General features: G+C 71.4%; 22 protein-coding genes. 17 read left to right on the forward strand and 5 right to left on the reverse strand.

The genetic code is table 11. The features are described from left to right. Positions 1 to 2 precede the first annotated feature (2 nt). Both IEZ05_RS01850 and IEZ05_RS01855 read right to left on the reverse strand, forming a co-directional pair. Entirely contained in the window at positions 3 to 740 is a 738-nt protein-coding gene (locus IEZ05_RS01850; RefSeq protein ID WP_189228164.1) for a class I SAM-dependent methyltransferase, read from the reverse strand. Between the two features lie 83 nt (positions 741 to 823). Further along, a complete protein-coding gene (locus IEZ05_RS01855) occupies positions 824 to 1,462 on the reverse strand; it encodes a DUF3043 domain-containing protein (protein WP_189228547.1) in 639 nt (212 codons plus the stop codon). A gap of 270 nt (positions 1,463 to 1,732) precedes the next feature. Between IEZ05_RS01855 and IEZ05_RS01860 the strand changes: the two genes are divergently transcribed. The 14 genes from IEZ05_RS01860 (at position 1,733) to IEZ05_RS01925 (ending at position 18,435) form a co-directional block, all read left to right on the forward strand. Continuing rightward, positions 1,733 to 2,518 (forward strand): PspA/IM30 family protein, encoded by a 786-nt coding sequence (locus tag IEZ05_RS01860; protein WP_267461902.1) that lies wholly within the window; start codon positions 1,733 to 1,735, stop codon positions 2,516 to 2,518. A gap of 20 nt (positions 2,519 to 2,538) precedes the next feature. Continuing rightward, positions 2,539 to 2,823: a PspA-associated protein PspAA gene (pspAA, locus tag IEZ05_RS01865; protein WP_189228165.1), complete on the forward strand. Its 285-nt coding sequence runs from the start codon at positions 2,539 to 2,541 to the stop codon at positions 2,821 to 2,823. A gap of 174 nt (positions 2,824 to 2,997) precedes the next feature. After that, the gene (locus tag IEZ05_RS01870; RefSeq protein WP_189228166.1) at positions 2,998 to 4,218 is read left to right on the forward strand and encodes a sensor histidine kinase; all 1,221 of its coding nucleotides are present in this window, start codon (positions 2,998 to 3,000) and stop codon (positions 4,216 to 4,218) included. Beyond that, positions 4,215 to 4,901, forward strand: coding sequence for a response regulator (locus tag IEZ05_RS01875; protein WP_189228167.1), 687 nt, complete (start codon positions 4,215 to 4,217; stop codon positions 4,899 to 4,901). Before IEZ05_RS01870 ends, IEZ05_RS01875 begins: the two co-directional genes overlap by 4 nt. Positions 4,902 to 5,053: 152 nt before the next feature. Then, entirely contained in the window at positions 5,054 to 8,179 is a 3,126-nt protein-coding gene (locus IEZ05_RS01880; RefSeq protein ID WP_189228168.1) for an efflux RND transporter permease subunit, read from the forward strand. A gap of 269 nt (positions 8,180 to 8,448) precedes the next feature. Beyond that, positions 8,449 to 9,684: a cytochrome P450 gene (locus IEZ05_RS01885; protein WP_189228169.1), complete on the forward strand. Its 1,236-nt coding sequence runs from the start codon at positions 8,449 to 8,451 to the stop codon at positions 9,682 to 9,684. A gap of 58 nt (positions 9,685 to 9,742) precedes the next feature. Then, on the forward strand, positions 9,743 to 11,098 hold the full coding sequence (locus tag IEZ05_RS01890) for a cytochrome P450 (protein WP_189228170.1): 1,356 nt from the start codon (positions 9,743 to 9,745) through the stop codon (positions 11,096 to 11,098). Beyond that, the gene (locus tag IEZ05_RS01895; protein ID WP_189228171.1) at positions 11,095 to 12,162 is read left to right on the forward strand and encodes a polyprenyl synthetase family protein; all 1,068 of its coding nucleotides are present in this window, start codon (positions 11,095 to 11,097) and stop codon (positions 12,160 to 12,162) included. Before IEZ05_RS01890 ends, IEZ05_RS01895 begins: the two co-directional genes overlap by 4 nt. 8 nt (positions 12,163 to 12,170) lie before the next feature. Then, positions 12,171 to 13,262, forward strand: a complete 1,092-nt coding sequence (locus IEZ05_RS01900; protein ID WP_189228172.1) for a terpene synthase family protein — start codon at positions 12,171 to 12,173, stop codon at positions 13,260 to 13,262. Then, positions 13,259 to 14,623, forward strand: coding sequence for a cytochrome P450 (locus IEZ05_RS01905; RefSeq protein ID WP_189228173.1), 1,365 nt, complete (start codon positions 13,259 to 13,261; stop codon positions 14,621 to 14,623). The genes IEZ05_RS01900 and IEZ05_RS01905 overlap by 4 nt, the downstream gene beginning before the upstream one ends. Continuing rightward, on the forward strand, positions 14,620 to 14,853 hold the full coding sequence (locus IEZ05_RS01910) for a ferredoxin (protein WP_373298715.1): 234 nt from the start codon (positions 14,620 to 14,622) through the stop codon (positions 14,851 to 14,853). Before IEZ05_RS01905 ends, IEZ05_RS01910 begins: the two co-directional genes overlap by 4 nt. A 192-nt stretch (positions 14,854 to 15,045) precedes the next feature. Continuing rightward, complete coding sequence (locus IEZ05_RS01915) at positions 15,046 to 15,759, forward strand: LuxR C-terminal-related transcriptional regulator (protein ID WP_189228174.1); 714 nt, start codon at positions 15,046 to 15,048, stop codon at positions 15,757 to 15,759. A 232-nt stretch (positions 15,760 to 15,991) separates the two neighbouring features. Then, positions 15,992 to 17,233: a phthiocerol/phthiodiolone dimycocerosyl transferase family protein gene (locus IEZ05_RS01920; protein ID WP_189228175.1), complete on the forward strand. Its 1,242-nt coding sequence runs from the start codon at positions 15,992 to 15,994 to the stop codon at positions 17,231 to 17,233. Continuing rightward, the gene (locus IEZ05_RS01925) at positions 17,230 to 18,435 is read left to right on the forward strand and encodes a cytochrome P450 (RefSeq protein ID WP_189228176.1); all 1,206 of its coding nucleotides are present in this window, start codon (positions 17,230 to 17,232) and stop codon (positions 18,433 to 18,435) included. The genes IEZ05_RS01920 and IEZ05_RS01925 overlap by 4 nt, the downstream gene beginning before the upstream one ends. Before the next feature lie 62 nt (positions 18,436 to 18,497). Here IEZ05_RS01925 and IEZ05_RS01930 read toward each other — a convergent pair whose 3' ends face one another. Then, on the reverse strand, positions 18,498 to 19,253 hold the full coding sequence (locus IEZ05_RS01930) for an SDR family NAD(P)-dependent oxidoreductase (RefSeq protein WP_189228177.1): 756 nt from the start codon (positions 19,251 to 19,253) through the stop codon (positions 18,498 to 18,500). A 150-nt stretch (positions 19,254 to 19,403) separates the two neighbouring features. Here IEZ05_RS01930 and IEZ05_RS01935 point away from each other — a divergent pair, with 150 nt between their 5' ends. Further along, positions 19,404 to 20,420, forward strand: coding sequence for a 3-oxoacyl-ACP synthase III family protein (locus IEZ05_RS01935; RefSeq protein WP_189228178.1), 1,017 nt, complete (start codon positions 19,404 to 19,406; stop codon positions 20,418 to 20,420). After that, entirely contained in the window at positions 20,417 to 21,205 is a 789-nt protein-coding gene (locus IEZ05_RS01940; RefSeq protein ID WP_189228179.1) for an SDR family oxidoreductase, read from the forward strand. The genes IEZ05_RS01935 and IEZ05_RS01940 overlap by 4 nt, the downstream gene beginning before the upstream one ends. Positions 21,206 to 21,265: 60 nt before the next feature. Here IEZ05_RS01940 and nadA read toward each other — a convergent pair whose 3' ends face one another. Then, positions 21,266 to 22,450 carry a quinolinate synthase NadA gene (gene nadA, locus IEZ05_RS01945; RefSeq protein WP_189228180.1) on the reverse strand — a complete coding sequence of 395 codons (1,185 nt, stop codon included), beginning with the start codon at positions 22,448 to 22,450 and terminating at the stop codon, positions 21,266 to 21,268. 251 nt (positions 22,451 to 22,701) lie between these two features. Between nadA and IEZ05_RS01950 the strand changes: the two genes are divergently transcribed. Further along, complete coding sequence (locus IEZ05_RS01950) at positions 22,702 to 23,058, forward strand: iron-sulfur cluster assembly accessory protein (protein ID WP_030405042.1); 357 nt, start codon at positions 22,702 to 22,704, stop codon at positions 23,056 to 23,058. A 113-nt stretch (positions 23,059 to 23,171) separates the two neighbouring features. Here IEZ05_RS01950 and IEZ05_RS01955 read toward each other — a convergent pair whose 3' ends face one another. Then, complete coding sequence (locus IEZ05_RS01955) at positions 23,172 to 24,716, reverse strand: hypothetical protein (RefSeq protein ID WP_189228181.1); 1,545 nt, start codon at positions 24,714 to 24,716, stop codon at positions 23,172 to 23,174. Between the last annotated feature and the right edge of the window lie 116 nt (positions 24,717 to 24,832).

Consider the following 24,832-nt stretch of genomic DNA (forward strand, 5'->3'; position numbering starts at 1 on the left):
CCCTAGCCCCGCACCCCGCACAGATGCAGCAGGGCCGCGACCCCGCGGTAGGGGTCCGTCCGGCCGGCCCGTTCCTCGACCGCCAGCAGCGTCTCGAGGTCGTCCGGGGCCGCGGCACCGTCGGCCGCCGTGTCCGTGAAGACCCGGACGCCGTACCAGGCGTGCAGCGGGGCGCCGATGCCCGCGAGTCTGGCCGTCAGCGTCGCCAGCCGGTCCGCTCGGACGTCCAGCCCGAGGCGGGTGGGGGTCCCCCCGTTCGAGTCGGTTCGAGAATGGGGGAGGTAGGCGGTGGTGTCGAAGGCGGCGAGCGCGCCGGCCCAGTCGCCGCCCAGGCCCGGGCGCATGGCGAGCGCGTCCCCGTTGCGTACGAGCAGCGACAGCAGACCGCCCTGGGCGAGCATGCGGGCCAGCCCGGCCAGCAGCGGGTCGGGCTCCTCGACGTACATCAGCACGCCGTGGCACAGCACCACGTCGAAGCTGCCCGGCAGGAAGTGCACGCCGGTGTCCCGGCCGTCGCCCTCGATGATCCGCATGCGTTCCCGGATGCCCTCCGGCTGGCCCGCCAGGGCCTCACGGGCCGTGGCGATCATCGTGGCGTCCCGCTCCAGGCCGGTCACCTGGTGCCCGGCCCGTGCCAGCCGCAGCGCCTGGGTGCCCTGGCCCATGCCGACGTCGAGCACCCGCAGCCGTTTGCCCACCGGGAAGCGGCCGGCTATCTGCTCGTCGAGCTGCCGGGCCACCAGCTCCTGCCGTACGACGTCCCGCAGACCACCCAGCTTGTCCAGCCAGGCATCGGCCGCGCCCCCGGCGAACGGCGTGGTGCTCAGGGCCGCTCCCCGCGCTTGACCTGCGGCTTGGGCAGCCGGAGCCGGCGCATCTGCAGCGAGCGCATCAGCGCGTAGGCGACCGCGCCGCGCTTGCGGTCGTCGGGGAAGCGCTCGGCGAGGCGCTTCTTCAGCCGGAAGCCGGTGACCAGCGAGTCGAGCACGATCAGCACGATCACGACCAGCCACAGCAGCAGGGCGATGTTCTGCAGCGAGCCCACCCGGATCATGCTCAGCACGAGGATGACCACGGCCATGGGCAGGAAGTACTCGGCGATGTTGAACCGCGAGTCGATGAAGTCGCGCGCGAACTTGCGGACCGGGCCCTTGTCGCGGGCCGGCAGGTACCGCTCGTCGCCGCTCGCCAGCGCCTGGCGCTGCCGCTCCATCGCGGACCGGCGCTCCTCGCGCTGACGCTTGGCGGCCTCCTTGCGCGTCATCTGGGTATTGGCGACGCTGCGGCGCTGGGACTGGGCCTCACTGCGCTTGGGCGTGGGCCTGCCCTTCGGGGCCTGCGGGTCGCGGGGCTGCTTGGAGTCGGTCACCTGCGCCTTGACGGCGCTCGGGGCCTTCTCTTCCTTGGCACGGCTACGGAACACAAAACCCAAGGGTACGGGGTGGGGGAGTGTGGACCCCAGCCCGGTGGGGAACGATCCGGCAACGCCAGTCGTCCGTAAGGGGACAGAGGGGACGTTGCGTACAGCCCCGGACCCGGGGTCCGGGACGTCTCCCCGGGGAGCACCTACTCCCTACGCCGGACCGGGAGCGTACGCAGTCGTCCTTGGGGATGAGCGCATCCGTCCCCGAACAGTGCGGTAATGGATGCAGGGCCCGTACTGTGGGTTCTGTTGCAGTCGCTGGAGCTGGAGTCGGTCAGAAGGGGGCGCGCGAAGCCCATGAGCGGTGTCATGAAGCGTATGGGGATGATCTTCCGCGCGAAGGCCAACAAGGCCCTTGACCGGGCCGAGGACCCGCGCGAGACCCTCGATTACTCGTACCAGAAACAGCTGGAGCTGCTGCAGAAGGTGCGCCGCGGCGTCGCCGACGTGGCGACCAGCCGCAAGCGCCTGGAGCTTCAGCTCAACCAGCTCCAGTCCCAGTCGGGCAAGCTCGAGGACCAGGGCCGCAAGGCGCTGGCGCTGGGCCGCGAGGACCTGGCCCGCGAGGCCCTCTCCCGCCGTGCCGCGCTCCAGCAGCAGGTGACCGACCTGGAGACGCAGCACGCCACCCTCCAGGGCGAGGAGGAGAAGCTCACCCTCGCGGCCCAGCGCCTCCAGGCCAAGGTGGACGCCTTCCGTACGAAGAAGGAGACCATCAAGGCCACCTACACGGCGGCCCAGGCGCAGACCCGCATCGGCGAGGCGTTCTCCGGCATCTCCGAGGAGATGGGCGACGTGGGCCTGGCGATCCAGCGGGCCGAGGACAAGACCGCCCAGCTCCAGGCGCGGGCCGGCGCCATCGACGAGCTGCTCGCCTCCGGCGCCCTGGACGACCAGTCCGGCATGCACAAGGACGACATCCAGGCCGAGCTGGACCGGCTCTCCGGTGGTACGGATGTAGAGCTGGAGCTGCAGCGCATGAAGGCCGAGCTGGCCGGCGGCAGCACGTCCGACCGGCAGGCCCTCGAGGGCGGTCAGGGCCAGTCGCAGCCCCAGCAGCAGCCGCAGGACACCCCGCGTTTCGACAAGCAGTAGCCCACGCCTAGGAGGGCGACATGATCGTGAGGATCATGGGGGAGGGACAGGTGGCGCTGGCCGACGGCCGCCTCGCCGAGCTGAACAAGCTGGACGACGAACTCCTCGCCGAGATGGAGAACGGTGACGGCCCCGGTTTCCGCGCGACCCTCCAGGCCCTGCTGGCCAAGGTCCGCGAACTGGGCGAACCACTGCCGGACGACTCCCTGGAGCCGTCGGACCTGATCCTCCCCTCCCAGGACGCCACCCTGGAGGAGGTCCAGGAACTCCTGAGCGACGACGGCCTGATCCCGGACGGCTCCTGAGAACGCCGTCCACTGTCAGCCCGTCCGGCTCGGCGGCCACTGTCAGCCCGTCCGGCGTTTGAGGACGAGGCCCGTTCAGGGCCGAAGCGGGGTCCGGGGGCGCAGCCCCCGGGTCGCCCAGCGGATCGCCGGGTGCCGCACGCACCGACGTCCACCCCGCTACCGTAAATCCGCGTGAGCACCCTCGCCCGCGCCCGCTTCCGGCTGGGCGCGCACCCCTCCGCCCTGGACGCGGCCCTCGCCGCCGCCGTCCTCGCGTGCATGGTCGCCGGATCCTTCGCCGACCCGCACGGCCCCGACGGCGTCACCTGGGGCGTCCGCACCCCCGACCCGTTCAGCCTGCTGCTCATGGTGCTCGGCGCCGCCGCGCTCGTCCTGCGCCGCCGCGCCCCGCTGGCGGTCCTGGTGTTCACCGGCTGCCTCTCGATCGTCGAGTGCGTCACCGGCGACCCCCGCGCCCCCGTCGTCATGTCCGCCGTCGTCGCCCTGTACACCGTCGCCGCCACCACCGACCGCTCCACCACCTGGCGGGTCGGCCTGCTCACCATGACCGTGCTGACCGGCGCCGCCATGCTGGCCGGCCCCCTGCCCTGGTACGCGCAGGACAACCTCGCCGTCTTCGCCTGGACCGGCATCGGCGCCACCGCCGGGGACGCCGTCCGCAGCCGCCGCGCCTTCGTCCGGGCCATCCGGGAACGCGCCGAGAAGGCCGAGCGGACCCGCGAGGAGGAGGCCCGCCGCCGTGTCGCCGAGGAGCGGCTGCGCATCGCCCGCGACCTGCACGACGTCGTCGCCCACCACATCGCCCTGGTCAACGTCCAGGCCGGGGTCGCCGCCCACGTCATGGACAAGCGGCCCGACCAGGCCAAGGAGGCTCTCGCCCACGTACGGGAGGCCAGCCGGTCCGCGCTCAACGAGCTGCGCGCCACCGTCGGTCTGCTCCGCCAGTCCGACGACCCCAAGGCGCCGACCGAACCGGCCCCCGGCCTGGACCGGCTCGACGAACTCGTCGCCACCTTCCACCACGCCGGCCTGCGGATCGAGGTGGCCCGCGCCGACCAGGGCACCACCCTGCCCACCGCTGTCGACCTGGCCGCCTACCGGATCATCCAGGAGGCCCTGACCAATGTGCAGAAGCACGCCGGGCCGCGGGCGAAGGCCGAGGTCAGCATCGTCCGGGTGGGCCCGAACATCGAGGTCACCGTCCTCGACGACGGCGCCGGCGGGACGGACGCCCCCGCCGACGGCGGCGGACACGGGCTGCTCGGCATGCGCGAGCGCGTCACCGCCGTGCGCGGCACCCTCACCACCGGTCCCCGCTACGGAGGCGGCTTCCGGGTCCATGCGATCCTTCCCGTCAGGAACCGTGACGACGCCGCGAAGGATGCCGTATGACGATCCGTGTCCTGCTCGCCGACGACCAGGCACTGCTGCGCAGCGCCTTCAGAGTGCTCGTCGACTCCGAGCCCGACATGGAGGTGGTGGGGGAGGCGTCCGACGGCGCCGAGGCGGCACGGCTGGCCGCCGAGTACCGGCCCGACGTGGTGCTGATGGACATCCGGATGCCCGGCACGGACGGCCTCGCCGCCACCCGGACGATCAGCGCCGACCCCGCCCTCGCCCAGGTCCGCGTGGTCATACTGACCACCTTCGAGGTCGACGACTACGTGGTGCAGTCGCTGCGCGCCGGCGCCTCCGGCTTCCTCGGCAAGGGCTCGGAGCCGGAGGAGCTGCTCAGCGCGATCCGCGTCGCGGCCGGCGGCGAGGCACTGCTGTCCCCGACCGCCACCAAGGGCCTCATCGCCCGCTTCCTCGCCCAGGGGGGCAGCGCGGACGACGCGGACCGCGACCCGGCCCGCGCCCAGAAGCTGGACTCGCTGACCGTGCGGGAGCGCGAGGTGCTGGTGCAGGTGGCCGGCGGGCACTCCAACGACGAGATCGCCGAGCGGCTGGAGGTCAGCCCGCTCACGGTGAAGACGCACGTCAACCGGGCGATGGCCAAGCTGGGCGCCCGCGACCGGGCCCAGCTGGTGGTCGTCGCGTACGAATCCGGGCTGGTACGTCCGAGGGTGGAGTGAGGGCCACCCGGCCGTACTGCGGCGGGAGTATGCGCCGGATAAGGAAATGGACCTGGGGCCTAGGGAACCGGGGGCGTCCATGGCTCAGGGTGTGAGGTAGGCGCTCACTTGTGCCCTTCCTCCGCTCGGCCACAGAAGAGAGACCCTGATCCATGTCCTGGCTGTCGAGATTCAGCCTCGCGCAACGGGCCCTGATAGGCCTGATGTCGATCGTCGCGCTCGTCTTCGGCGCGATCGCCATCCCCCAGCTCAAGCAGCAGCTGCTGCCCACCATCGAACTGCCCATGGTGTCCGTGCTGGCGCCGTACCAGGGCGCTTCGCCCGACGTGGTCGAGAAGCAGGTCGTCGAACCGATCGAGGACAGCCTCGAAGCGGTCGACGGTGTTTCGGGCATCACCTCCACGGCCAGCGAGGGCAACGCCGTGATCATGGCGTCCTTCGACTACGGCAACGGCACCCAGCAGCTCGTCGCCGACGTGCAGCAGGCCGTCAACCGGGCCCGCGCCCAGCTCCCGGACGACGTGGACCCGCAGGTCATCTCCGGCTCGACGGACGACATCCCCACCGTCGTCCTCGCCGTCACCTCGGACAAGGACCAGCAGGCGCTGGCCGACCAGCTCGACAAGACGGTCGTCTCGGAGCTGAAGGACATCGACGGGGTCGCCCAGGTCGTGGTCGACGGTGTGCGGGACCTCCAGGTCACCGTCACCCCCGACCAGGCGAAGCTCGCGAAGGCCGGCGTGAGCCCCCCGGTGCTCACCCAGTCCCTGCAGGCGGGCGGCGCGACCGTCCCGGCCGGCTCGTTCGACGAGGGCGGCGCCAACCGCACCGTCCAGGTCGGCGGCGGTTTCACCTCGCTGGAGCAGATCCAGAACCTGATGGTCACCGGCGAGGGCGTGAAGAAGCCGGTGCGCCTCGGTGACGTCGCCACCGTCAAGGAGGAGGAGGCCAAGGCCGACTCGCTCACCCGCACCAACGGCAGGCCGAGCCTGGCCGTCGCCGTCACCATGGACCACGACGGCAGCGCGGTCGCCATCTCGAACGCCGTCGAGGACAAGCTGCCCGACCTGCGCGAGCAGCTCGGCTCCGGCGCCACCCTCACCGTCGTCAGCGACCAGGGCCCGGCGGTCTCCAAGGCCATCTCGGGTCTGACCACGGAGGGCGGCCTCGGTCTGCTCTTCGCCGTCCTGGTCATCCTCGTCTTCCTGGCATCCATCCGCTCCACCCTGGTCACCGCGGTCTCCATCCCGCTGTCGGTGGTGCTGGCGCTGATCGTGCTGTGGACGCGCGACCTGTCGCTGAACATGCTGACGCTGGGCGCGCTCACCATCGCCATCGGCCGCGTGGTCGACGACTCGATCGTGGTCCTGGAGAACATCAAGCGGCACCTCGGCTACGGCGAGGAGCGCCAGGAGGCCATCCTCAGGGCCGTCCGCGAGGTCGCCGGAGCGGTCACCTCCTCCACGCTCACCACCGTCGCCGTGTTCCTGCCGATCGGTCTGGTCGGCGGCATGGTCGGCGAGCTGTTCGGCTCCTTCAGCCTGACCGTCACCGCCGCGCTGCTGGCCTCCCTGCTGGTGTCGCTGACGGTCGTCCCGGTGCTGTCGTACTGGTTCCTGCGCCCGCCGAAGGGCACGCCGGAGGACGCCGAGGAGGCCCGCCGCCTGGCCGAGGAGAAGGAGGCGAAGAGCCGCCTGCAGCGTCTCTACGTCCCGATCCTGCGTTTCGCCACCCGCCGCCGCCTGACCAGCCTGGCCATCGCGGTCGTCGTGCTGATCGGCACGTTCGGCATGGCGCCGCTGCTGAAGACCAACTTCTTCGACCAGGGCGAGCAGAAGGTCCTCAGCATCAAGCAGGAGCTGAAGCCGGGCACCAGCCTCGCGGCGACCGACGCCCAGGCCGAGAAGGTCGAGAAGCTGCTCGCCGACACCGAGGGCGTCAAGGACTTCCAGGTCACCGTCGGCTCGTCCGGCTTCATGGCCGCCTTCGGCGGCGGCACGGACACCAACCAGGCCTCGTACCAGCTGATGCTGGAGGACTCGGCGAACGCCGAGGACGTCCAGGACCACATCGAGGACGGGCTCGCCAAGCTCGACGGCATCGGCACCACCACGGTCGCCGCCGGTGACGGCTTCGGCAGCCAGGACCTCAGCGTCGTCGTGAAGGCGGCCGACGCGCAGGTCCTCCGCGAGGCCGCGGAGGAGGTCCGCAAGGCGGTCGCCGGGCTCGACGACGTCACCGACGTCACCAGCGACCTGGCGCAGAGCGTGCCGCGCATCTCGGTCAAGGCCAATGCCGAGGCCGCCGAGGCCGGGTTCACCGACCAGACGCTCGGCGCTGCCGTCGCCCAGGCGGTGCGCGGCACCCCGGCCGCCAAGGCGGTCCTCGACGACACCGAGCGCGACGTCGTCATCAAGTCGGCCCAGCCCGCCGAGACGATGGCCCAGCTGAAGGCCCTGAACCTCGGTGCGGCCAAGCTCGGCGACATCGCCACCGTGCAACTGGTGGACGGCCCGGTGTCCATGACCCGCATCGACGGTCAGCGCGCGGCGACCATCACCGCCAAGCCGACCGGTGACAACACCGGCGCGGTGGGCACGGCCCTCCAGTCGAAGATCGACGGCCTCGACCTGCCGGCCGGCGCCACGGCCGAGATCGGCGGCGTCACCGCCGACCAGGACGACGCGTTCAAGAACCTCGGCCTGGCCATGCTCGCGGCGATCGCGATCGTGTTCATGCTGCTGGTCGGCACCTTCCGGTCGCTGGCCCAGCCGCTGATCCTGCTGGTGTCGATCCCGTTCGCGGCGACCGGCGCGATCGGCCTGCTGATCGCCACGGGCACCCCGATGGGCGTCCCGGCGATGATCGGCATGCTGATGCTGATCGGCATCGTGGTCACCAACGCGATCGTGCTGATCGACCTGATCAACCAGTACCGCAAGCAGGGCCACGGCGTCGTCGAAGCGGTGATCGAGGGAGGCCGGCACCGTCTGCGGCCCATCCTGATGACGGCCCTGGCGACGATCTTCGCCCTGCTGCCGATGGCGCTGGGCGTCACCGGCGAGGGCGGCTTCATCGCCCAGCCGCTGGCGGTGGTCGTGATCGGCGGTCTGATCACCTCGACGCTGCTGACCCTGCTGCTCGTCCCGACGCTCTACGCGATGCTGGAGTTGCGCAAGGAGCGGCGCGCGAAGAAGCGGGCGGCGAAGCGCGGTGAGGCCCCCTCCCAGGAGACGGCCTCCGACGACGAGTCGGAGCCGCAGCTGGCCCAGCGCTGACCCTTCGCACCGACCTCGCACACACCGGGCACCCGTCGCGTACGGGTGCCCGGTGTGCTGTGTCCACCTGGTCCGGTGTGCCGGCCCACCTGGTCCGGCGACCAGGGAAGCGCGCTTCCTCGCCTTCGGCCGGGCACGTGGAACCTGGCCTCTCGGCGGAAGACACCCCCGGAGCCGGTCGGTGATCCTGAGACCCGATCATGCGGACAGGATCCCGCCGCCCGCCGGCGGCCGGTCCACCGCCTCGCAGCAGGAGGCCAGCGCTCCCGATGTCGTCCGACACTTCCGCGGCAGAACTCTTCGACCCGATGTCCCCCGAGTACACCGCCTGCCCCTACGCGGCGTTCGCCCGCGCACGGCAGACGGAGCCGGTCGTCCACCAGGCCGCACTGGACGAGTGGATCGTCACGGGGCGCGCCGAGATCGAGGCCGTGCAACGGGACCACGGGGACTTCACCAGCCGCTACAACCTCGACGGTTCGTACCCCTTCTGCCCTGAGGCGAAGGAGATCCTGGACGGCTCGCTGTTCTTCCGGGTCGCCCTCTACAACGTCGACCCGCCGGCCCACACCCGCTTCCGCAACCTCGTCAGCGAGTTCTTCTCCCCGCGTGTCCTGCGGCGCCGCGAGGCCTCGATCCGCGAGATAGCCGCCCGGCTCGCCGCCGGCCTCGCGGCGAAGGACGGGTGCGACCTCCTGCAGGAGTTCGCCTACCCGCTCCCCATGACGGTGATCTGCGACATCATCGGCATCCCGGAGGAGGACCGGGCCACGGTCAAGGCGTGGAACAACGACTGGCTGGCCCTCCAGGTCGTCCCGCTCCCCCCGGAGCAGCAGGTGCACTGCGCCGGCAACGTGGTCACCTACGAGAAGTACGTGCTCGACCTGCTGGAGCGCCGCCGCAGCGAGCCGGCCGACGACCTGCTGACCGAACTGGTGCGGGCCGCCGACGCGGACGACCCGGTGTGCACGGTCGAGGACGCCGTGGTCGCGCTGCGCGTGATGATCGCGGCCGGGCACGAGACCACCACCAACCTGATCTCCAACGCCGTCCACCAGCTGCTGCGGGAACGCGACCGGTGGGAAGCCGTCGTCAAGGACCCCGGTCTGGCCGGCGCGGCCGTGGAGGAGACCCTGCGCTTCGACTCCTCGGTGCAGGGCGCCCCCCGGGTCGCCACCCGGGCCAGGCGCATCGGTGACACGGAGGTCCCCGAAGGCGCCCGGCTGCGGGTGATGTTCGCGGCCGCGGGACGCGACCCCGAGTGGGTCGAGGACCCCGACACCTTCCGGCTCGACCGCCAGGGACCGCCCCGGCACCTGGGGTTCGGCCACGGCATCCACTTCTGCGTCGGTGCGGCGCTCGCCCGGCTGGAGGCCGGGATCGCCCTGGAGACGCTGGTGGAGACCTTCCCCGGCCTGCGTCTCGCCGACGGCTTCGAGCCGCGGTACCTGCCGGGCGGCTTCGTCTTCCGGGGCCTCGCCGAGCTGCCGGTCACCTGGTCCTGACCCGGCCACAGCCGACTCGTCCACCCGCCGCCCCACCCCACACGGAGGCAAGACAACCATGGCTCTCGCGACCGCCGCACCGTCCGTTCCTCCCATGCCGGGACGCATTCCGCTCGCGGGCCACGCCGTTCAGATGTTCCGCAATCCGCTGCGGTTCTTCCAGAGCGTGAGCGAGCAGGGCGGCCTGGTACGGATCTGGCTCGGCACCAAGCAGGCCTACGTGGTCAGCGACCACGACATGCTGTACGACATCCTCGTCCGCAAGGCCAAGTCCTTCGAGAAGGGCATGCAGTTCGACCAGGCCCGTCCGCTGCTCGGCAACGGGATCCTGCTGTCGGAGGGCGACTTCCACCGCAGGCAGCGCCTGCTGATGCAGCCGGCCTTCCACCACGAGAAGATCGGCACCTACGTCGACGTCATGCGGGAGTCCGCCACCGACGTCTTCGGCACCTGGCGCGACGGCCAGCGCGTCGGCATGTACAACATGTTCTACGAACTGGCCGTACGCATCGTCATCAAGGCGCTGTTCTCCACCGACATGGTGGAGCAGGACGTGGCCGAGGTGTACAAGTCGATGCCCGTCGTGATCTCCGGCGTCGAGAAGCGCGCGGCCATTCCCCCGGCCCTGCTGGACCGCATCCCCACCCAGTCCAGCCGCGAGTTCCACAGCGCCATCGGCCGGCTGTACTCGATGGGGCGCCGCATCATCGCCGACTACCGGGCCAAGGGCGCCTCCGACCAGGCCGACGACCTGATGACGCTGCTGTTCGCGGCGCAGGCCGGCGGCAACAAGGAGATGACCGACAAGCAGATCCAGGACGAGTTCATGACGCTGTTGACGGCGGGGTCCGAGACCACGCCGAGTGCCATGAGCTGGACGTGCATGCTGCTCGGCCGCCACCCCGAGGTGCAGCGCCGGATGCAGGAGGAGGTCGACAAGGTGGTCGGCGACCGCCCTGTCGAGGCCGGTGACCTGCGCGACCTGGACTACACGCGGCGCGTCATCCAGGAGGCGCTGCGGATCTACCCGCCGGTGTGGGCCCTGGGCCGCAAGTGCGTGCAGGACACGGAACTCGGCGGTCACCTCATCCCGGCCGGCACCGAGGTCCTCTACTCCATCTACGCGGTCCACCACGACCCGAAGACCTACGACAACCCCGAGGCGTTCGACCCCGACCGCTGGCTGCCCGAGCGGGCCAAGCAGGTGCCGCGCAGCGCGTTCATGCCGTTCGGCGCGGGCGTCCGCAACTGCATCGGCGAGTCCTTCTCGTGGTTCGAGACCCAGACCGTGCTCGCCACCCTGATGCAGCAGTGGTCGGTGCAGCCGATCACCGGCGAGCCGGTGAAGCCGATAGCCATGGGCGCCCTGGTCCCCGGGGAGCTGCCCATGAAGGTCGTCAGGCGCGTCAAGTGACCGTCACCGACGCGCTGACGGAGAGCGCGGCGGTCACCGGGCGGGTCAACGGCAGTCTCGACGCCTTCCTCCGGGAGCGGCTCGCCGGGGAGTCCGACCCGGCGGCCCGTACGGCGCTGGCGCTGCTGCGCGACTTCACGCTCGACGGGGGCAAGCGGATCCGCCCGCTGTTCTGCTACTGGGGCTGGCGCGGGGCCGGCGGGTCCCCGGACGACCGCGAGGTCATCACCGTGGCCGCGGCACTGGAGCTCTTCCACACCGCGGCCCTGATCCACGACGACATCATCGACAACAGCGACCTGCGGCGCGGCCGGCCCACCGTGCACCTGTCCCTCGACAAGTGGCACGCCGAGCAGGACTGGCCGGGCGAGAGCCGGACGTTCGGGCAGAGCGGCGCGCTGCTCGTCGGGGACGCCTGCCTGATCTGGTCGGAGGAGCTGTTCCACAACAGCCCGCTGGTCACCCGGCGCGAGGTCGCGAGGCGGCTGTTCGCCCGGCTGCGCCAGTCGGCGGTCTACGGGGAGTACCTCGACCTGGTCGGTGAGACCCGCTGCGGCCGCCTCGACGACGCGCTGAAGATCATCCGGCACAAGACGGCGAGCTACACCGTCCGTTACCCCCTCCAGATCGGCGGCGCCCTCGCCGACGCGAGCGACGAACTGCTGGCGGCGTACGACACGTTCGGGCTGCTGCTGGGCGAGGCCTTCCAGCTGCGCGACGACCTGATCGGGCTGTTCGGTGCGTCCGAGCAGACCGGCAAGGAACCCTCGGACGACGCCCGGCAGGGCAAGCCGACCGCCCTCATCGCCGTGGCCCGCGAGCGCGCCGACGCGGGACAGCGCGCGCGCCTGGACCTGCTCTACGGGGACGCACGGCTGGACCTGGACGGACTCGCCGAACTGCGGGACGTGGTGCGGGCGACCGGAGCCACGGCCGTCGTCGAGCGGATGATCCGCGAGCGGCACGCCGGCGCGGTCCGCGCCCTGCGCGGGGCCCGGGTGGATCCCTCCGCGCTGACCGAGCTGGAGGCGCTGGCGGCGACCTCCGTGCACCGTGAAAGGTGAGTGACTCCATGTCGACCATCCCCAAGCCGTTCTCGGACGGCACGGAGATCTACCTGCCCGAGTTCCCCTACCTGCTGCCCGCGTGCAGCCACCCGCGCACGGACGACATCCGCGCGGAGTCGGACGCCTGGGTCAAGGAGGCCATGGGGTTCGCGATGACGGACCCGCGGGAGATGGAGCTGCTCCTGGAGGAGACCGCCTCCCTCTGGACCTGTCTGGTGCTGCCGACGGCCCGCGAGGACCGGCTGCGCCACCTGTGCAAGTACACCGAGTACCTCTCGGTGTTCGACAACGCGATGGTGGACCGCGCGAAGATCGGCAAGGATCCCGCGGCGGCCCAGGAGACGTTCCGCCGCGTGGCGGGCATCCTCGACGACCAGGCCGACGGCGCCGACTTCGCGTGGGGCTCGGTGCTGCACGGGCTGTGGAAGGACATGCGCGCGGACATGCCGCCCGCGGTGTGGGACCGGTTCATGGGGGAGGTCCGCCGCTTCCTCGCCGGCTGCGTCCACGAGATCACCTCCCGCTCCGAGGACCGGGTGTTCGACTACGAGACGTACATCGAGGTCCGCAAGGACAGCGTCGGCATGGGCATGTACTTCGTGCTCGGCGAGTACGGACTGGGCATCGACCTGACCGAGGACCTGCGGCGCCACCGGGAGCTGCGCGAGATCGTCGACACGGCCCTGGTCCACATCATGCTGACCAACGACATGTTCTCGTTCCGGGCCGAGGCGATGATGGACGACTACGTCAACGCCCTGTCGGTGCTGCGCCTGAGCGAGGGGCTCGGCCTCCAGGAGGCCGTGGACCGGCTGTTCGCCCTGGTCGACGGCAAGCGGGCCGAGTTCATGGCGCGGCGGGCGGCCATCGAGGCGGGCGAGCTGGGCCGGCGCGAGGACATCCGCGCCTATCTGGACGCGCTGTGGCACATGATGGCCGGCAACCTGCAGTGGTCGTACCTGACGTCCCGGTACAACGGCCCGGGCCACCGGTGGAACGGGGTGCGCTCGGGCGTGCTGACGCTGCACCGGGACCGCACCGTCTTCAGCGACCGCGCCTACTGCTCGCTGCCGCGGGCCGAGGAGGTCCCCGCGTGAGCACCTCCTACGCGACCGCCCCCGGGCGGGTGCCGGGTCTGGGTCACGCCCTGGCGCTGATGCGCGGGCCGCTCGGGTTCCTGACCTCGCTGCGCACCCACGGCGATCTGGTGCGCGTCGATCTCGGCCCCATGCCCTCCCTGTTCGTGACCTCGCCGCCGCTGATCCACACCCTGCTCACGGACCGCAAGGACCTGCTGGACAAGGGCCGGTTCTACGACAAGGTCCGGCCGCTGACGGGCAACGGCGTGATCCACGCCTACGGCGACGAGCACCGCCGCCAGCAGGCCATGATCAAGCCGTCGTTCCACCGGGACGAGATCACCCGCTACGTCGAGGTGATGCGCGAGGTCACGGAGGAGAAGACGGCCGGCTGGCGGGCCGGCGCTCGGATCCCGGTGGACAAGGCCATGCGGGACATCACGTTCAACATCCTGGCCCGCACCATGTTCGGCTCGGTCGTCGACCGGGCGGCCCACGAGGAACTGGCGGGCATCCTGCCCGTCGTCCTGGAGGCCATCATGTGGCGCACGGTGTCGCCGGGCGACCTGCTGGAGAAGCTGCCGCTGCCCATGAACCGCCGGTTCGACCGGGCCTTCGCCGATCTCCGCGACGCCATCAGCCGCGTGATGCTGGCCTACCGGCGGGGGGCGGCCGAGCCCGGCCGGGCCGGCATGCTCGCCATGCTGCTGGCGGCCCGGGACGAGGAGACCGGGAAGGGGATGACCGACGAGGAGCTCTGCAACCAGATCGTGTCGGTCACCATGGCCGGGTCGGAGACCGCCGCCACCGCCATGGCCTGGCTGTTCTACGAACTCGCCCGCCACCCGGAGATCGAGGAGCGGGTGCGCGCGGAGACCGAGGAGGTCGTCGGCGACCGTGACTTCACGATGGCCGACGTCGGCAACCTGCCCTACAGCCGGCGGGTGCTGCAGGAGCTGATGCGGGTGCGGCAGCCGATCCTGGTCATCTCGCGGCGGGCCGTGCGGGACTTCCCCCTCGGCAGCGGGCACGTCAGGGCCGGCACCGAGCTGTTCTACAGCCCGTACGCCGTGCACCGGGACCCCGAGCTCTTCCCCGACCCGCTGCGCTTCGACCCGGACCGCTGGCTGGAACGGCCGGCCGCCGGTCTGCCGAAGGGCGCGTACACGCCGTTCGGGGCGGGTCCGCGGCACTGCATCGGCGAGCAGTTCGCCTGGGCGATGATGCACGTGGTCCTGGGCATGATCGTCCGGCGCTGGCGGCTGACGCTCCCCGACGGGGTCGCCGTCAGGGAGATGCCGTGGGCGACGGTCAACCCCGATCACATGCCGATGACGGCGAGCGCGGTCCGGCCCCGGAAGCCGGTGGCGTGCCCGTGAGCCTGCGCATCACGGTGGACACCGAGCGCTGCTGCGGCTCGGGCATGTGCGCGCTGAGCGCCCCCGACGTGTTCGACCAGCGGGACGGTGACGGTACGGTCGTATTGATGACGCAATTCGCGCCACCTGGCCGAGAGCTTTCGGTCAGGACCGCCTCGGAGAACTGTCCGTGCGGCGCCATTTCCGTGTCCGGCACGGTAAAGACCGGGTACGGAGACGGGAAAGACTGACGGAAGATCCCCTCGTGAGCGCTGCGGAAACCGGGCCGGTCGTCGGAACTCTCTTGTGGGGGCACCGGCGTTCGATTAGCCTGCCCGTGGCTATGGGGGCGCCGCACACTTGGTTCAAATTTCGACGAAAGGTTTCTTTGCGCCTCCCGCAGACGCTACTGAAGAGTAACGATAACGGGGTAGGGGAGCGCATTGCCGGTCGGCCTCACGCACAACGCGTCGTTCGATTCTCTAGCTGACACCGTGCGGGTGGTCGTCTGCGACCACCACCCGCACGCCAGATTCGGTGTACGGACGCTGCTCTCCCAGGACGCCGGCATCTCCGTGCTCGCCGAGGCGGCGGACGAACGGCAGGCGGTGAAGCGGGTCGTGGAGCACCGGCCCGACGTCGTCCTGCTGGAGGCGGGGCTGGCCGAAGCGGTCCACGAACTGGCCAAGGCGGTGCACCACGCCCCGCTCGTCGTGGTCTACGGCATCGAGACGGTGACGCCCGAGCGACTGGCCGACCTGGTCAGGGGCAACGTGTCCGGTGTCGTCCACCGGGACGCGGCCAACGACGAGCTGGTCCACGCGGTGCACGCGGTCGTGTCGGGCGGCGGTCACGCCTCGCCGGAGCTCACCGGATGCATGCTCCAGGCCATCCGTGCCGGCTACGCGACCCCGGGCGTGGACCACCACCTGCGGGACCGGCTCACCGAGCGGGAGAACGTCGTCCTGAACCTGCTGTGCCAGGGTCTGTCCAACAAGGCCATCGCGGCGGCCCTGTCCGTCAGCGAGAAGACCGTCAAGTTCCACGTCTCCAACGTGCTGGCGAAGTCCGGGGTCAGCACCCGGACCCAGCTGATCGCGGCCCTGGGCTCCTTCTCCGCCCCCTACGGCCACCCCCTGCGGCGTCGCAGCGCCTGACGTCGGCGGCGTCCCCGCCGTGGCCGGTCGTCACCTGGTCCATGGTCCAGGATCAAGGACGACCGGCCTCGCCGGGAGGCGGGCCGGGGACCTGGTTCTTAGGCCGAAGACACCCCGTCGGCGTGCGGAAATACTGGTTCCGCGCAGGCGGTGAGAGTTTTTCCTGCTTCTTTTCGGAAAGGGCCGGCGTGCGCTGTACGGCTCGAATTGACGCGACGGGAATGAGTGCTTGATGTCGAGGCTGCGGTATTTGGATCCCAGCGAGGCGTATCACGCATTTGTCGACTGGTCCGGTTCTTATTCCATAGCGATTGACGGCGCCGTCGACACGGACCGGCTGATACGGGCGTTCGAGGCACTGTGCGACGCCGTCCCGCTGCTGAACGGAAGCCTCGGCCGGGACGAGAAGGGCTACTTCTTCCGGCTCCCGCCCGGACAGCGGCCCGAGACCACCGTCCGGGACGTCGCGGGGGCCGAGGCGGAGCGGGAATCGGTCTACCTGGCGGAGATGGCACGCCCCCTGGACTCCGGCCGCGGACTGTGCCGGCTCGTCCTGGTGCGCGGCCGGGACACCGCGCACGTCATCCTCGTGCTGCACCACAGCATGATCGACGGGCGCGGCGGCGTCACCCTGCTGGAGAAGCTGTGCCGCAACTACACCGCGCTCACCGAGGGCCGGACCCCGCCCTACGCCGCCCCCGAGGCCCCCGCCCAGCTGTCCGCCGAGACCCTGCTGAAGACCCGCGGCCCGGCCGGCGTCGACGAGAGCGCCGTCGACCGGGCGGCACTGCGCGCGGCGCTGGCCGCCGCGCCGTCCCCGCCGGCGCTGCCGGTGGTCCCCGGGCGACTGCGGCTCGACGCGCGCGAGACCTCTGCGCTGCGCGCGTCGCTGCGGGCCGACGGGTGCTCGGTGCACGCCTTCGTGGCCGGCGCGGCGACCGTGGCGGTACGGGAGGGGCGGCCCGAGCCGGGCACGCCCGACCTGGTCTGCGGCTGCCCGGTGGACCTGCGCGGGCGGACCGATCCGCCGGTGACCGTCGAGGAGTCCACCAACTTCGTCAGCGGCGTGGAGACGTCGGTCCCGGTGCCGCGCGGCGCCGACCCGACCGAGGTCGGCCGCGTGATCAAGGAGCGGCTGGACAAGGCCATCGACAGCGGCGAGGCGGAGCGCGCCATCCTCCAGGCCGGCCAGTTCGCGGCCGCCGAACCGGTCTCCGTCGACCTGGTCGTGACCAACCTCGGCCCGCTGCCGGAGTTCACGGCACCCGCGGGCCTGCGCGTGACGGACTTCCGCGGCTACACCACGACCACCATGCACGGCCTGCTGCTGTTCGTCGTGACCTCCTACGGCGGCCGGCTCAGCATCGAGATCACCTCCCCCGAGGGACTGCTCTCCGCGCAGGAGCGCACGGCTCTCGCGGACCGTACCGCGGAGTTGCTCCGCGCCCGCACCACGAACCAGGAGCGCGCATGACCCAGCAGGGAGCCAGGGCCCCACGTATCCCGACGGAGCGAGTCCACCCGCTGGACCCCCCGCCGGAGCTGTCCGAGATGCGCTCGCGCTGCCCCGTGGCCCCGCTGACCTACGCGGACGGCCACGAGGGATGGATCGTCACCCGGCACGAGTTCGCCCGGCAGGTGCTGTCCGACCCGCGGTTCAGCTCCGACCCGCGCATCCGGCACTCGGCGGTGCACGACGTCCTCGGCGACGGGCAGCCGCCCGAGGAGGACGTGCCGGGCATGTTCGTTGGCATGGACCCCCCGGAGCACACCAAGTACCGCCGGCTGCTCACCGGGGAACTGAGCACCCGGCGCATGCGCGAGATGGAACCGAAGATCGCCGCGGTCGCGCACGAGCTGGTCGACCGGATGCAGGCGGACGGCGCGACCACCGCCGACCTCGTCACCGGGTTCGCCATGCCGTTGCCGTCCCGGGTCATCTGCGACCTGCTGGGAATCCAGTACGGCGACTGGCAGGAAATCCAGCCGGTCTCCGAGAAGATGCTGCGCATCGATTCCTCCGCCGACGAGGTGAAGGAGTGCTACCGCATCATCTTCGAATTCCTCGCGAACGTCGTCGCGATGAAACGCAAGGAGCCGGCCGACGACCTGCTGAGCGGGCTCGTGCAGTCGGCCGAACTCAGCGACGTGGAATTGACCAGCGTGGCGTTCCAGCTTTTCACCGCGGGCCACGAGACGACCGCCAACATGTTCTCGCTGGGCACCTACACCCTGCTGACCCACCCGGACCAGCTCGCCGCCCTGCGCGCCGACGAGGGCCTGATGAGCGGTGCCGTCGAGGAGCTCCTGCGCTACCTGACCGTCATCCAGTTCGGCATCTCGCGCGGCGCCAAGGAGGACGTGGAGCTCGGCGGAGAGACGGTGCGGGCCGGGCAGACGGTCACCGTGTCGCTGCCCGCCGCCAACCGCGACCCCGACCGTTTCGAGGAGCCGGACCGCTTCGACGTCAGGCGCGTGCCCTCCGGCAACATCGCCTTCGGCTTCGGCGTGCACCAGTGTGTGGCCCAGCAGCTTGCCCGGGCCGAGCTGCGCATCGGTTTCCAGGTGCTGCTGGACCGGCTGCCGCACCTGCGCCTGGCGGTGCCGGCCGAGCAGGTGCGGATGCGGGACGGGGCCATCGTGTACGGGTGCCAGGAACTGCCGGTGGCGTGGTAGCCGCCAGGGCGCCGCGCCGGTCCGTACCCGCCGTGCGCGGCCCCCGGGGCGGCGGGCCGCGCTCAGCGGGACGGCAGCCGCAGACCGCCGTCCAGCCGGATGGTCTCACCGTTGATCATGCGGTTGGCGAGGATGTGGACCACCAGCTCGGCGAACTCCTCCGCTCGGCCCCACCTGCGCGGATGCGGTACGACACCGGCCAGCGCGGCCCTCTTGTCGTCGGGCAGGACCTCGGCCGCCGGAGTGTCGAACAGGCCCGGAGCCACCGTGACCACCCGGATCAGGACCCCGCCGAGATCCCTGGCCAGCGGCAGGGTCATGCCCGCCACCCCGGCCTTGGAGGCGGCGTAGGCGGCCTGTCCGGTCTGACCGTCGAAGGCGGCTATGGAGGCGGTGTTGACGATGACTCCCCGCTCCCCGTCCACGGGTTCGTTGCGGGCCATCAGCTCGGCGGCCAGGCGCACCACGTTGAAGGTGCCCACCAGGTTCGACTCGACCACGTCGGCGAACTCCTTGAGCGAGTGCGGGCCCGAGCGGCCCACGACCCGCGCCGCGTGCGCCCGTCCGGCGCAGTTCACCACGGCCCGGAGCACCCCGCGCTCGGCCGCGACGCCGACGGCCCGCTCGACGTCGCCCTCCGCGGCCACGTCCCCGGCCACGAAGACGGCCTCGGGACCCAGCCGCCGCACCGCCTGCTCGCCTCGCTCGCGGGAGCGTCCGAGCAGCACCGGCCGCACGCCGTCGGCGAGCAGCCGCTCGGCGGTCGCGAGACCCAGACCCGAGGTTCCACCGGTGACAAGAGCGACGGGACGAGGCATGGCAGGCCTTTCCTCGGAAGAAAGCGGAAACCGCGGTAGCGGCGATTCCATAGTGGTCGAGCGGCCCGAATACGGCAAGCATTTCTTGGGATTGCCCACGATATCGCAAATGACGTAAGGAGTGTGCGGACGGTGCGAAATTCGTCTCCGATGCCCGTGGGAATTCGGTCGATAGGACGTTACGTCCCCGACCTGGAAGTGTCGAACGCGGATGTCGTCGCCCGCTTCGACACCAGCGACGAATGGATCCGGGAAAAGCTGGGAATTCACACGCGCCGGGTGGCCCGGCCCGGCCAGCTGACCTCCGACCTGGCGGTCGAGGCACTCCGGGACGCCTGCACGCGCGCCGACATCGATCCCGGGACCATCGACCTGGTCATCTGCTGCACGGGGACACCCGACCACATGCTCCCCGCCATGGCGGCGGCCGTGCTGCGCAAGGCGGGCCTGTACGACATCCGGGGCTTCGACGTGAACGCCGGAGGCTGCGCGGGCGGGGTCTTCGCCCTGGACGTGGGCGTGAAGTACATCCGCTCCGGGGACTACCACCGGGTCGCCGTCGTCATCGCCGACACGGTCGCCCAGTGCCTGGACCCCGAGGACCGCACGGGACACGCCATCTTCGGGGACGGCGCCGGCTGCTACCTGCTGGAGGCGTGCCGGGAGGGCAGCGGCATCGGCCCCACGCTGATGCGCACCAAACCGGAGCTGTACGACGTCGCCTTCACGGAGCGTCAGGACCCGCCCGGCGGCCTGCCCAACCGCTTCAGCGGCCCCAACTACATGCGCATGGACGGCAGGGGCGTACGCGACTTCGCCCTGGACGTGGTGCCCGACTTCGCGGAGCAGGTGGTCAAGGCGGCCGGCACCACGCTGGACGACGTCGACCTCATCGTCACCCACCAGGCCAACCCGACGCTGCTGCGCAGGGTGGTCCGCGAGCTGGGCCAGCCGGAGTCGAAGGCCGTCGTGGTGGCGGACCGTTTCGGCAACACCAGTGGGTCCAGCGTGATCCTGGCCCTCGTGGACGCCGTGGACGGCGGCCGGCTGCGGCCGGGCGACGACGTCCTCCTGGTGTCGTTCGGCTCGGGCATGAGCTACGGCGGGACCGTGCTGCGCTGGTGCGCGCCGGAGGACTTCGGCGCCGGTCTGGCGGGGGCGGCATGACGCATCCCGAGACGGACGCACCGCACGAGGTCAGCCTCGTCACCGGGGCCTCCCGGGGCATCGGGCGGGCGGTGGCGTGCGCGCTCGCCCGCCGCGGCGGCCACGTGGTGATCAACTACAAGCGGGACGAGGAGGCGGCGCGGACCGCGCTGGAGGAGGTCGAGAAGGCCGGCGGCGAGGGCAGCGTGTACCGCGCGGACGTGGAGGACCCCGAGGCGGTGGCGGAGCTGTTCGACTTCGTCGAGCGCCGGCACGGCCGCCTCGACCACCTGGTGGCCAACGCCGCGGCGGGCCCCGCCAAGAGCGTCGACCAGGTGGAGCTGCGCCATCTCGCCCGCAGCCACGCCATGAACTCCCAGTCCTTCGTGGTCGCCGCCCAGCACGCCGTCCGCCTGATGGACCGGGGCGGCCGGATCGTGGCCGTCTCCTCGCTCGCCGCCGGACGCGCCATGCCCGGCTACGCCGCCATCGGGGCGCAGAAGGCGGCCCTGGAGGCGTGGGTGCGCTACTTCGCCGCCGAGCTGGCCCCCCGGGGCGTCAACGTGAACGCGGTGACCGGCGGGATGATCCGGACGGACTCCCTGGACCACTACCTCGGCGCCACGGGCCTGACGGACGGCGACATCGTGCCGCACATCCCCAAGGGCCGGGCCGGCTCACCGCGGGAGGTGGCCGACGCCGTGGACTTCCTGCTGTCGCCCGCCGCCGAGTACATCACCGGCCAGAACCTGGTGGTCGACGGCGGACTGAGCATCTCCGCGCCCTTCTGCGGTCACCCCGCCTGAACCAGGGAGGGGCCGGCCGCCGGCGCGTCCGGGCCGGCGAGCCGGCCCGGACGGCGGAGGCTACGGCAGCGCCAGCATCCGCTCCAGCGCCAGCTTCGCGAACGCCTCGGTCTCCTTGTCGACCTCGATCCGGTTGACCAGGGTGCCCTCGGCGAGGGACTCCAGCGCCCAGACCAGGTGCGGCAGGTCGATCCGGTTCATCGTCGAGCAGAAGCAGACCGTCTTGTCGAGGAAGACGATCTCCTTGCCCTCGGAAGCGAAACGGTTCGCCAGCCGACGGACCAGGTTCAGTTCGGTGCCGATCGCCCACTTGGAACCGGCCGGGGCCGCCTCCAGGGTCTTGATGATGTACTCGGTCGAACCGACGTAGTCCGCCGCGGCCACGACCTCGTGCCGGCACTCGGGGTGGACCAGGACGTTCACGCCCGGGATGCGCTCGCGCACGTCGTTCACCGAGTCCAGGCTGAAGCGGCCGTGCACCGAGCAGTGACCGCGCCACAGGATCATCTTCGCGGCGCGCAGCTCCTCGGCCGTCAGCCCGCCGTTCGGCTTGTGCGGGTTGTAGAGGACGCAGTCCTCCAGGGACATGCCCATGTCGCGCACCGCGGTGTTGCGGCCGAGGTGCTGGTCGGGCAGGAACAGCACCTTCTCGCCCTGCTCGAAGGCCCAGTTCAGGGCCCGCTCGGCGTTGGAGGAGGTGCAGATGGTGCCGCCGTGCTTGCCGGTGAACGCCTTGATGTCCGCCGAGGAGTTCATGTAGGAGACGGGCACGACCTGCTCGGCGATCCCGGCCTCGGTCAGCACGTCCCAGCACTCGGCGACCTGCTCGGCGGTGGCCATGTCCGCCATGGAACAGCCGGCCGCGAGGTCGGGCAGGACCACCTTCTGGTCGTCGGAGGTCAGGATGTCCGCCGACTCCGCCATGAAGTGCACGCCGCAGAAGACGATGTACTCGGCCTCGGGGCGCGCGGCGGCGTCCCGGGCCAGCTTGAAGGAGTCGCCCGTGACGTCCGCGAACTGGATGACCTCGTCGCGCTGGTAGTGGTGACCGAGGACGAAGACCTTGTCCCCGAGCTTCTCCTTGGCCGCACGGGCGCGCGCGACCAGGTCCGGGTCGGAGGGCGAGGGCAGGTCGCCGGGGCACTCCACGCCGCGCTCGCTCCTCGGGTCGGCCTCGCGGCCGAGCAGCAACAGGGCGAGGGGCGTCGGCTGCACGTCGAGCTCCTGGGGCTGGGCGGTGGTCACGACACGCACCCTTTCTACTTTTCGTCTAACTGACGCTATATATCATAACCGCTTCACGTCACTTTGACGATGCCCCTCATGTCGATGTGACGTGAATCCCGGTCCCCGAGCCGCTGTCCGCGCTCCGGGGCATGTGCGAGCATGAAGAGAAGGCCGAGGAGCACACCACGGGTCCGTCCCGGAATGAATCCGCGGCCCCGTCGGTTGGAACCGTCGGCAAGCAGTCTCCGTACAACCCGGGAGAGATGTAGATGTCCGTATCGGACGAGACCACCACCGTCACCGACGGCATCATCCTGACCGACGCCGCCGCGGCCAAGGTCAAGGCCCTGCTCGACCAGGAAGGCCGTGACGACCTGGCGCTGCGCGTCGCCGTCCAGCCCGGCGGCTGCTCCGGCCTGCGCTACCAGCTCTTCTTCGACGAGCGCTCGCTCGACGGCGACGTCGTGAAGGACTTCGGCGGGGTCAAGGTCACCACCGACCGCATGAGCGCCCCGTACCTGGGCGGCGCCACCATCGACTTCGTGGACACGATCGAGAAGCAGGGCTTCACGATCGACAACCCGAACGCGACGGGCTCCTGCGCCTGCGGCGACTCCTTCAGCTGAGCCGCGCGGCACCGTGCGAAGGGCGGCGGCCCGGGGTTCTCCCCGGGCCGCCGCCCCTTTTCGGCTTTTCAGCCGCTCTTTTCAGTCGCTCTTCTCAGCCGACGCGGTGGGCGTCAGCGGTCCCCGGACGGTGCCGGAAGCCGCGCGCCGGGCTTGAACGCCGGGATCTCCTTGCCGTCCGTCCCCACGACCTGCCGGTCGCCGAGCGGCTTGTCGAGCGTCACCGTCCGCTCGTACTCCTTGGCGATCAGGATGCAGATCCGGTCCGGATGCGGGGTCTCGGTCACCGTGACCGTCACCCGCCCCGCGTCCTCCTTCGCCGTCGCGTCGTAGTCGGAGCACACCCCGCCGCTGAAGTGCACGGTCAGCTCGGTGCCCGCAGCCGTCCAGCCGCTCACCCGCACGTCCTGGGGCGACGCCGGTGCCGAGGCCGGCCCGTCGGACGGGGACGGGGCGGGGGAGGTCAGGTACTTCGGGTCGACCGCCGGGTACGTCACCGTGAAGGTGTCCGCGGTGCCCGGCGCGCGCACCTCGAACAGCCAGGACGGCACCAGCGTCTGCCGCCCGCGCACCGGATGCGCGGCCAGCCCGAACACCGCGTCCCGGACCGTGATCGTCTGCCGGTCGGGCCGGTCGGAGGTCCCCGGCTTCTCCGTCCCGGGCGCGCCCGTCGCCGTCGACGGCTCGCACGGCACCTCCCGCGCGCCCTCCTCCAGCGGCACCGGCCCCGCGCAGCCGCCGATGCCGGCCCGGGGGCCGCCGCCCGGCGAGTTCAGCAGCGCCAGGGTCTCCTTCGCGTCCAGGACCGGGTACGTGTCCCCCTTGACCGGCGCCGCCAGCCGGCCGCTGCCGCCGACCACCTCGCCCCGCGCGCCGACGACCACGCCGGTCGTCCAGCCGTACGTCGGCAGCCCGCCGACCTCGGGTTCGGCGTTCACGGCCCGCCGGGCACCCATGACCTGGCTCGCGTCCAGCTTGGCGTCGTCCTGGCCCAGCGCCTTCAGCACCGGCGCCGCCGCCTCCTTCGCGGCCGTCTCGCTCACCGGTGTCCCGTCGGCCGACGGCGCCTTGCACACGGCGCCCTTCTTGCAGTTGTCGGTGCCGGGCGTGTAGCGCTGGAACGTCCAGGTGCCCGGCGCCTGCCGGCTCACCGTGAGCAGCGGGCCCGCACCGTCCCCGGCGTTTCCGGCCTTCCAGGCCCCGCCCTGGAGCCGCGGCGCCCCCTCGATGCCGAGGGCCTTCGCCAGGCGGGCCACCTCCGCCTCGCCGACCTCGCCCTTCGCCCGGTACACGGGCGCCGAGCCGGGTCCCTCGGGGAGCGGGCCGTCGGCGCGGTAGGTGACGCCGTACGGGTTGGGCTCGCCGGGCGCGATGCCGTTCGTGTCGCCGCCGTCCGGGCCACCGGGGGGCGGTGCCCGGTACCCGTCGAGGGGGAGCGGCGGGGGAGTGTCGTCGCCCGGCGCCCCCGATGACGTACCGCCGTCCGAGCCGCCACCGGAGGCGGACGTGGCCACATAGGCCCCGCCCGCCCCCACGAGCAGCACGGCAGCGGCGACGGACGCGACGACGACCGCCGGGGGACGCCGCCGCTCGGGACGCCCGGTGCCGGCCTCGTCGGCGGCGGGGGCGTCGTCGTTGTCGGGTCGCTCGCTGTTCACCGCATCGCTCCTTCGGCTGTTACTGGGGACAGCGATGGGACGCGGTGGGTGAGGATCCGGTTCCCCTCGGCGGCTCGTGTCACCTGAACGGCCGCGGGAGTGCCGGACGGGCGGGT

Origin of the sequence: Streptomyces flaveolus, assembly GCF_014648815.1 — a bacterium.
Lineage (GTDB): Bacteria > Actinomycetota > Actinomycetes > Streptomycetales > Streptomycetaceae > Streptomyces > Streptomyces flaveolus.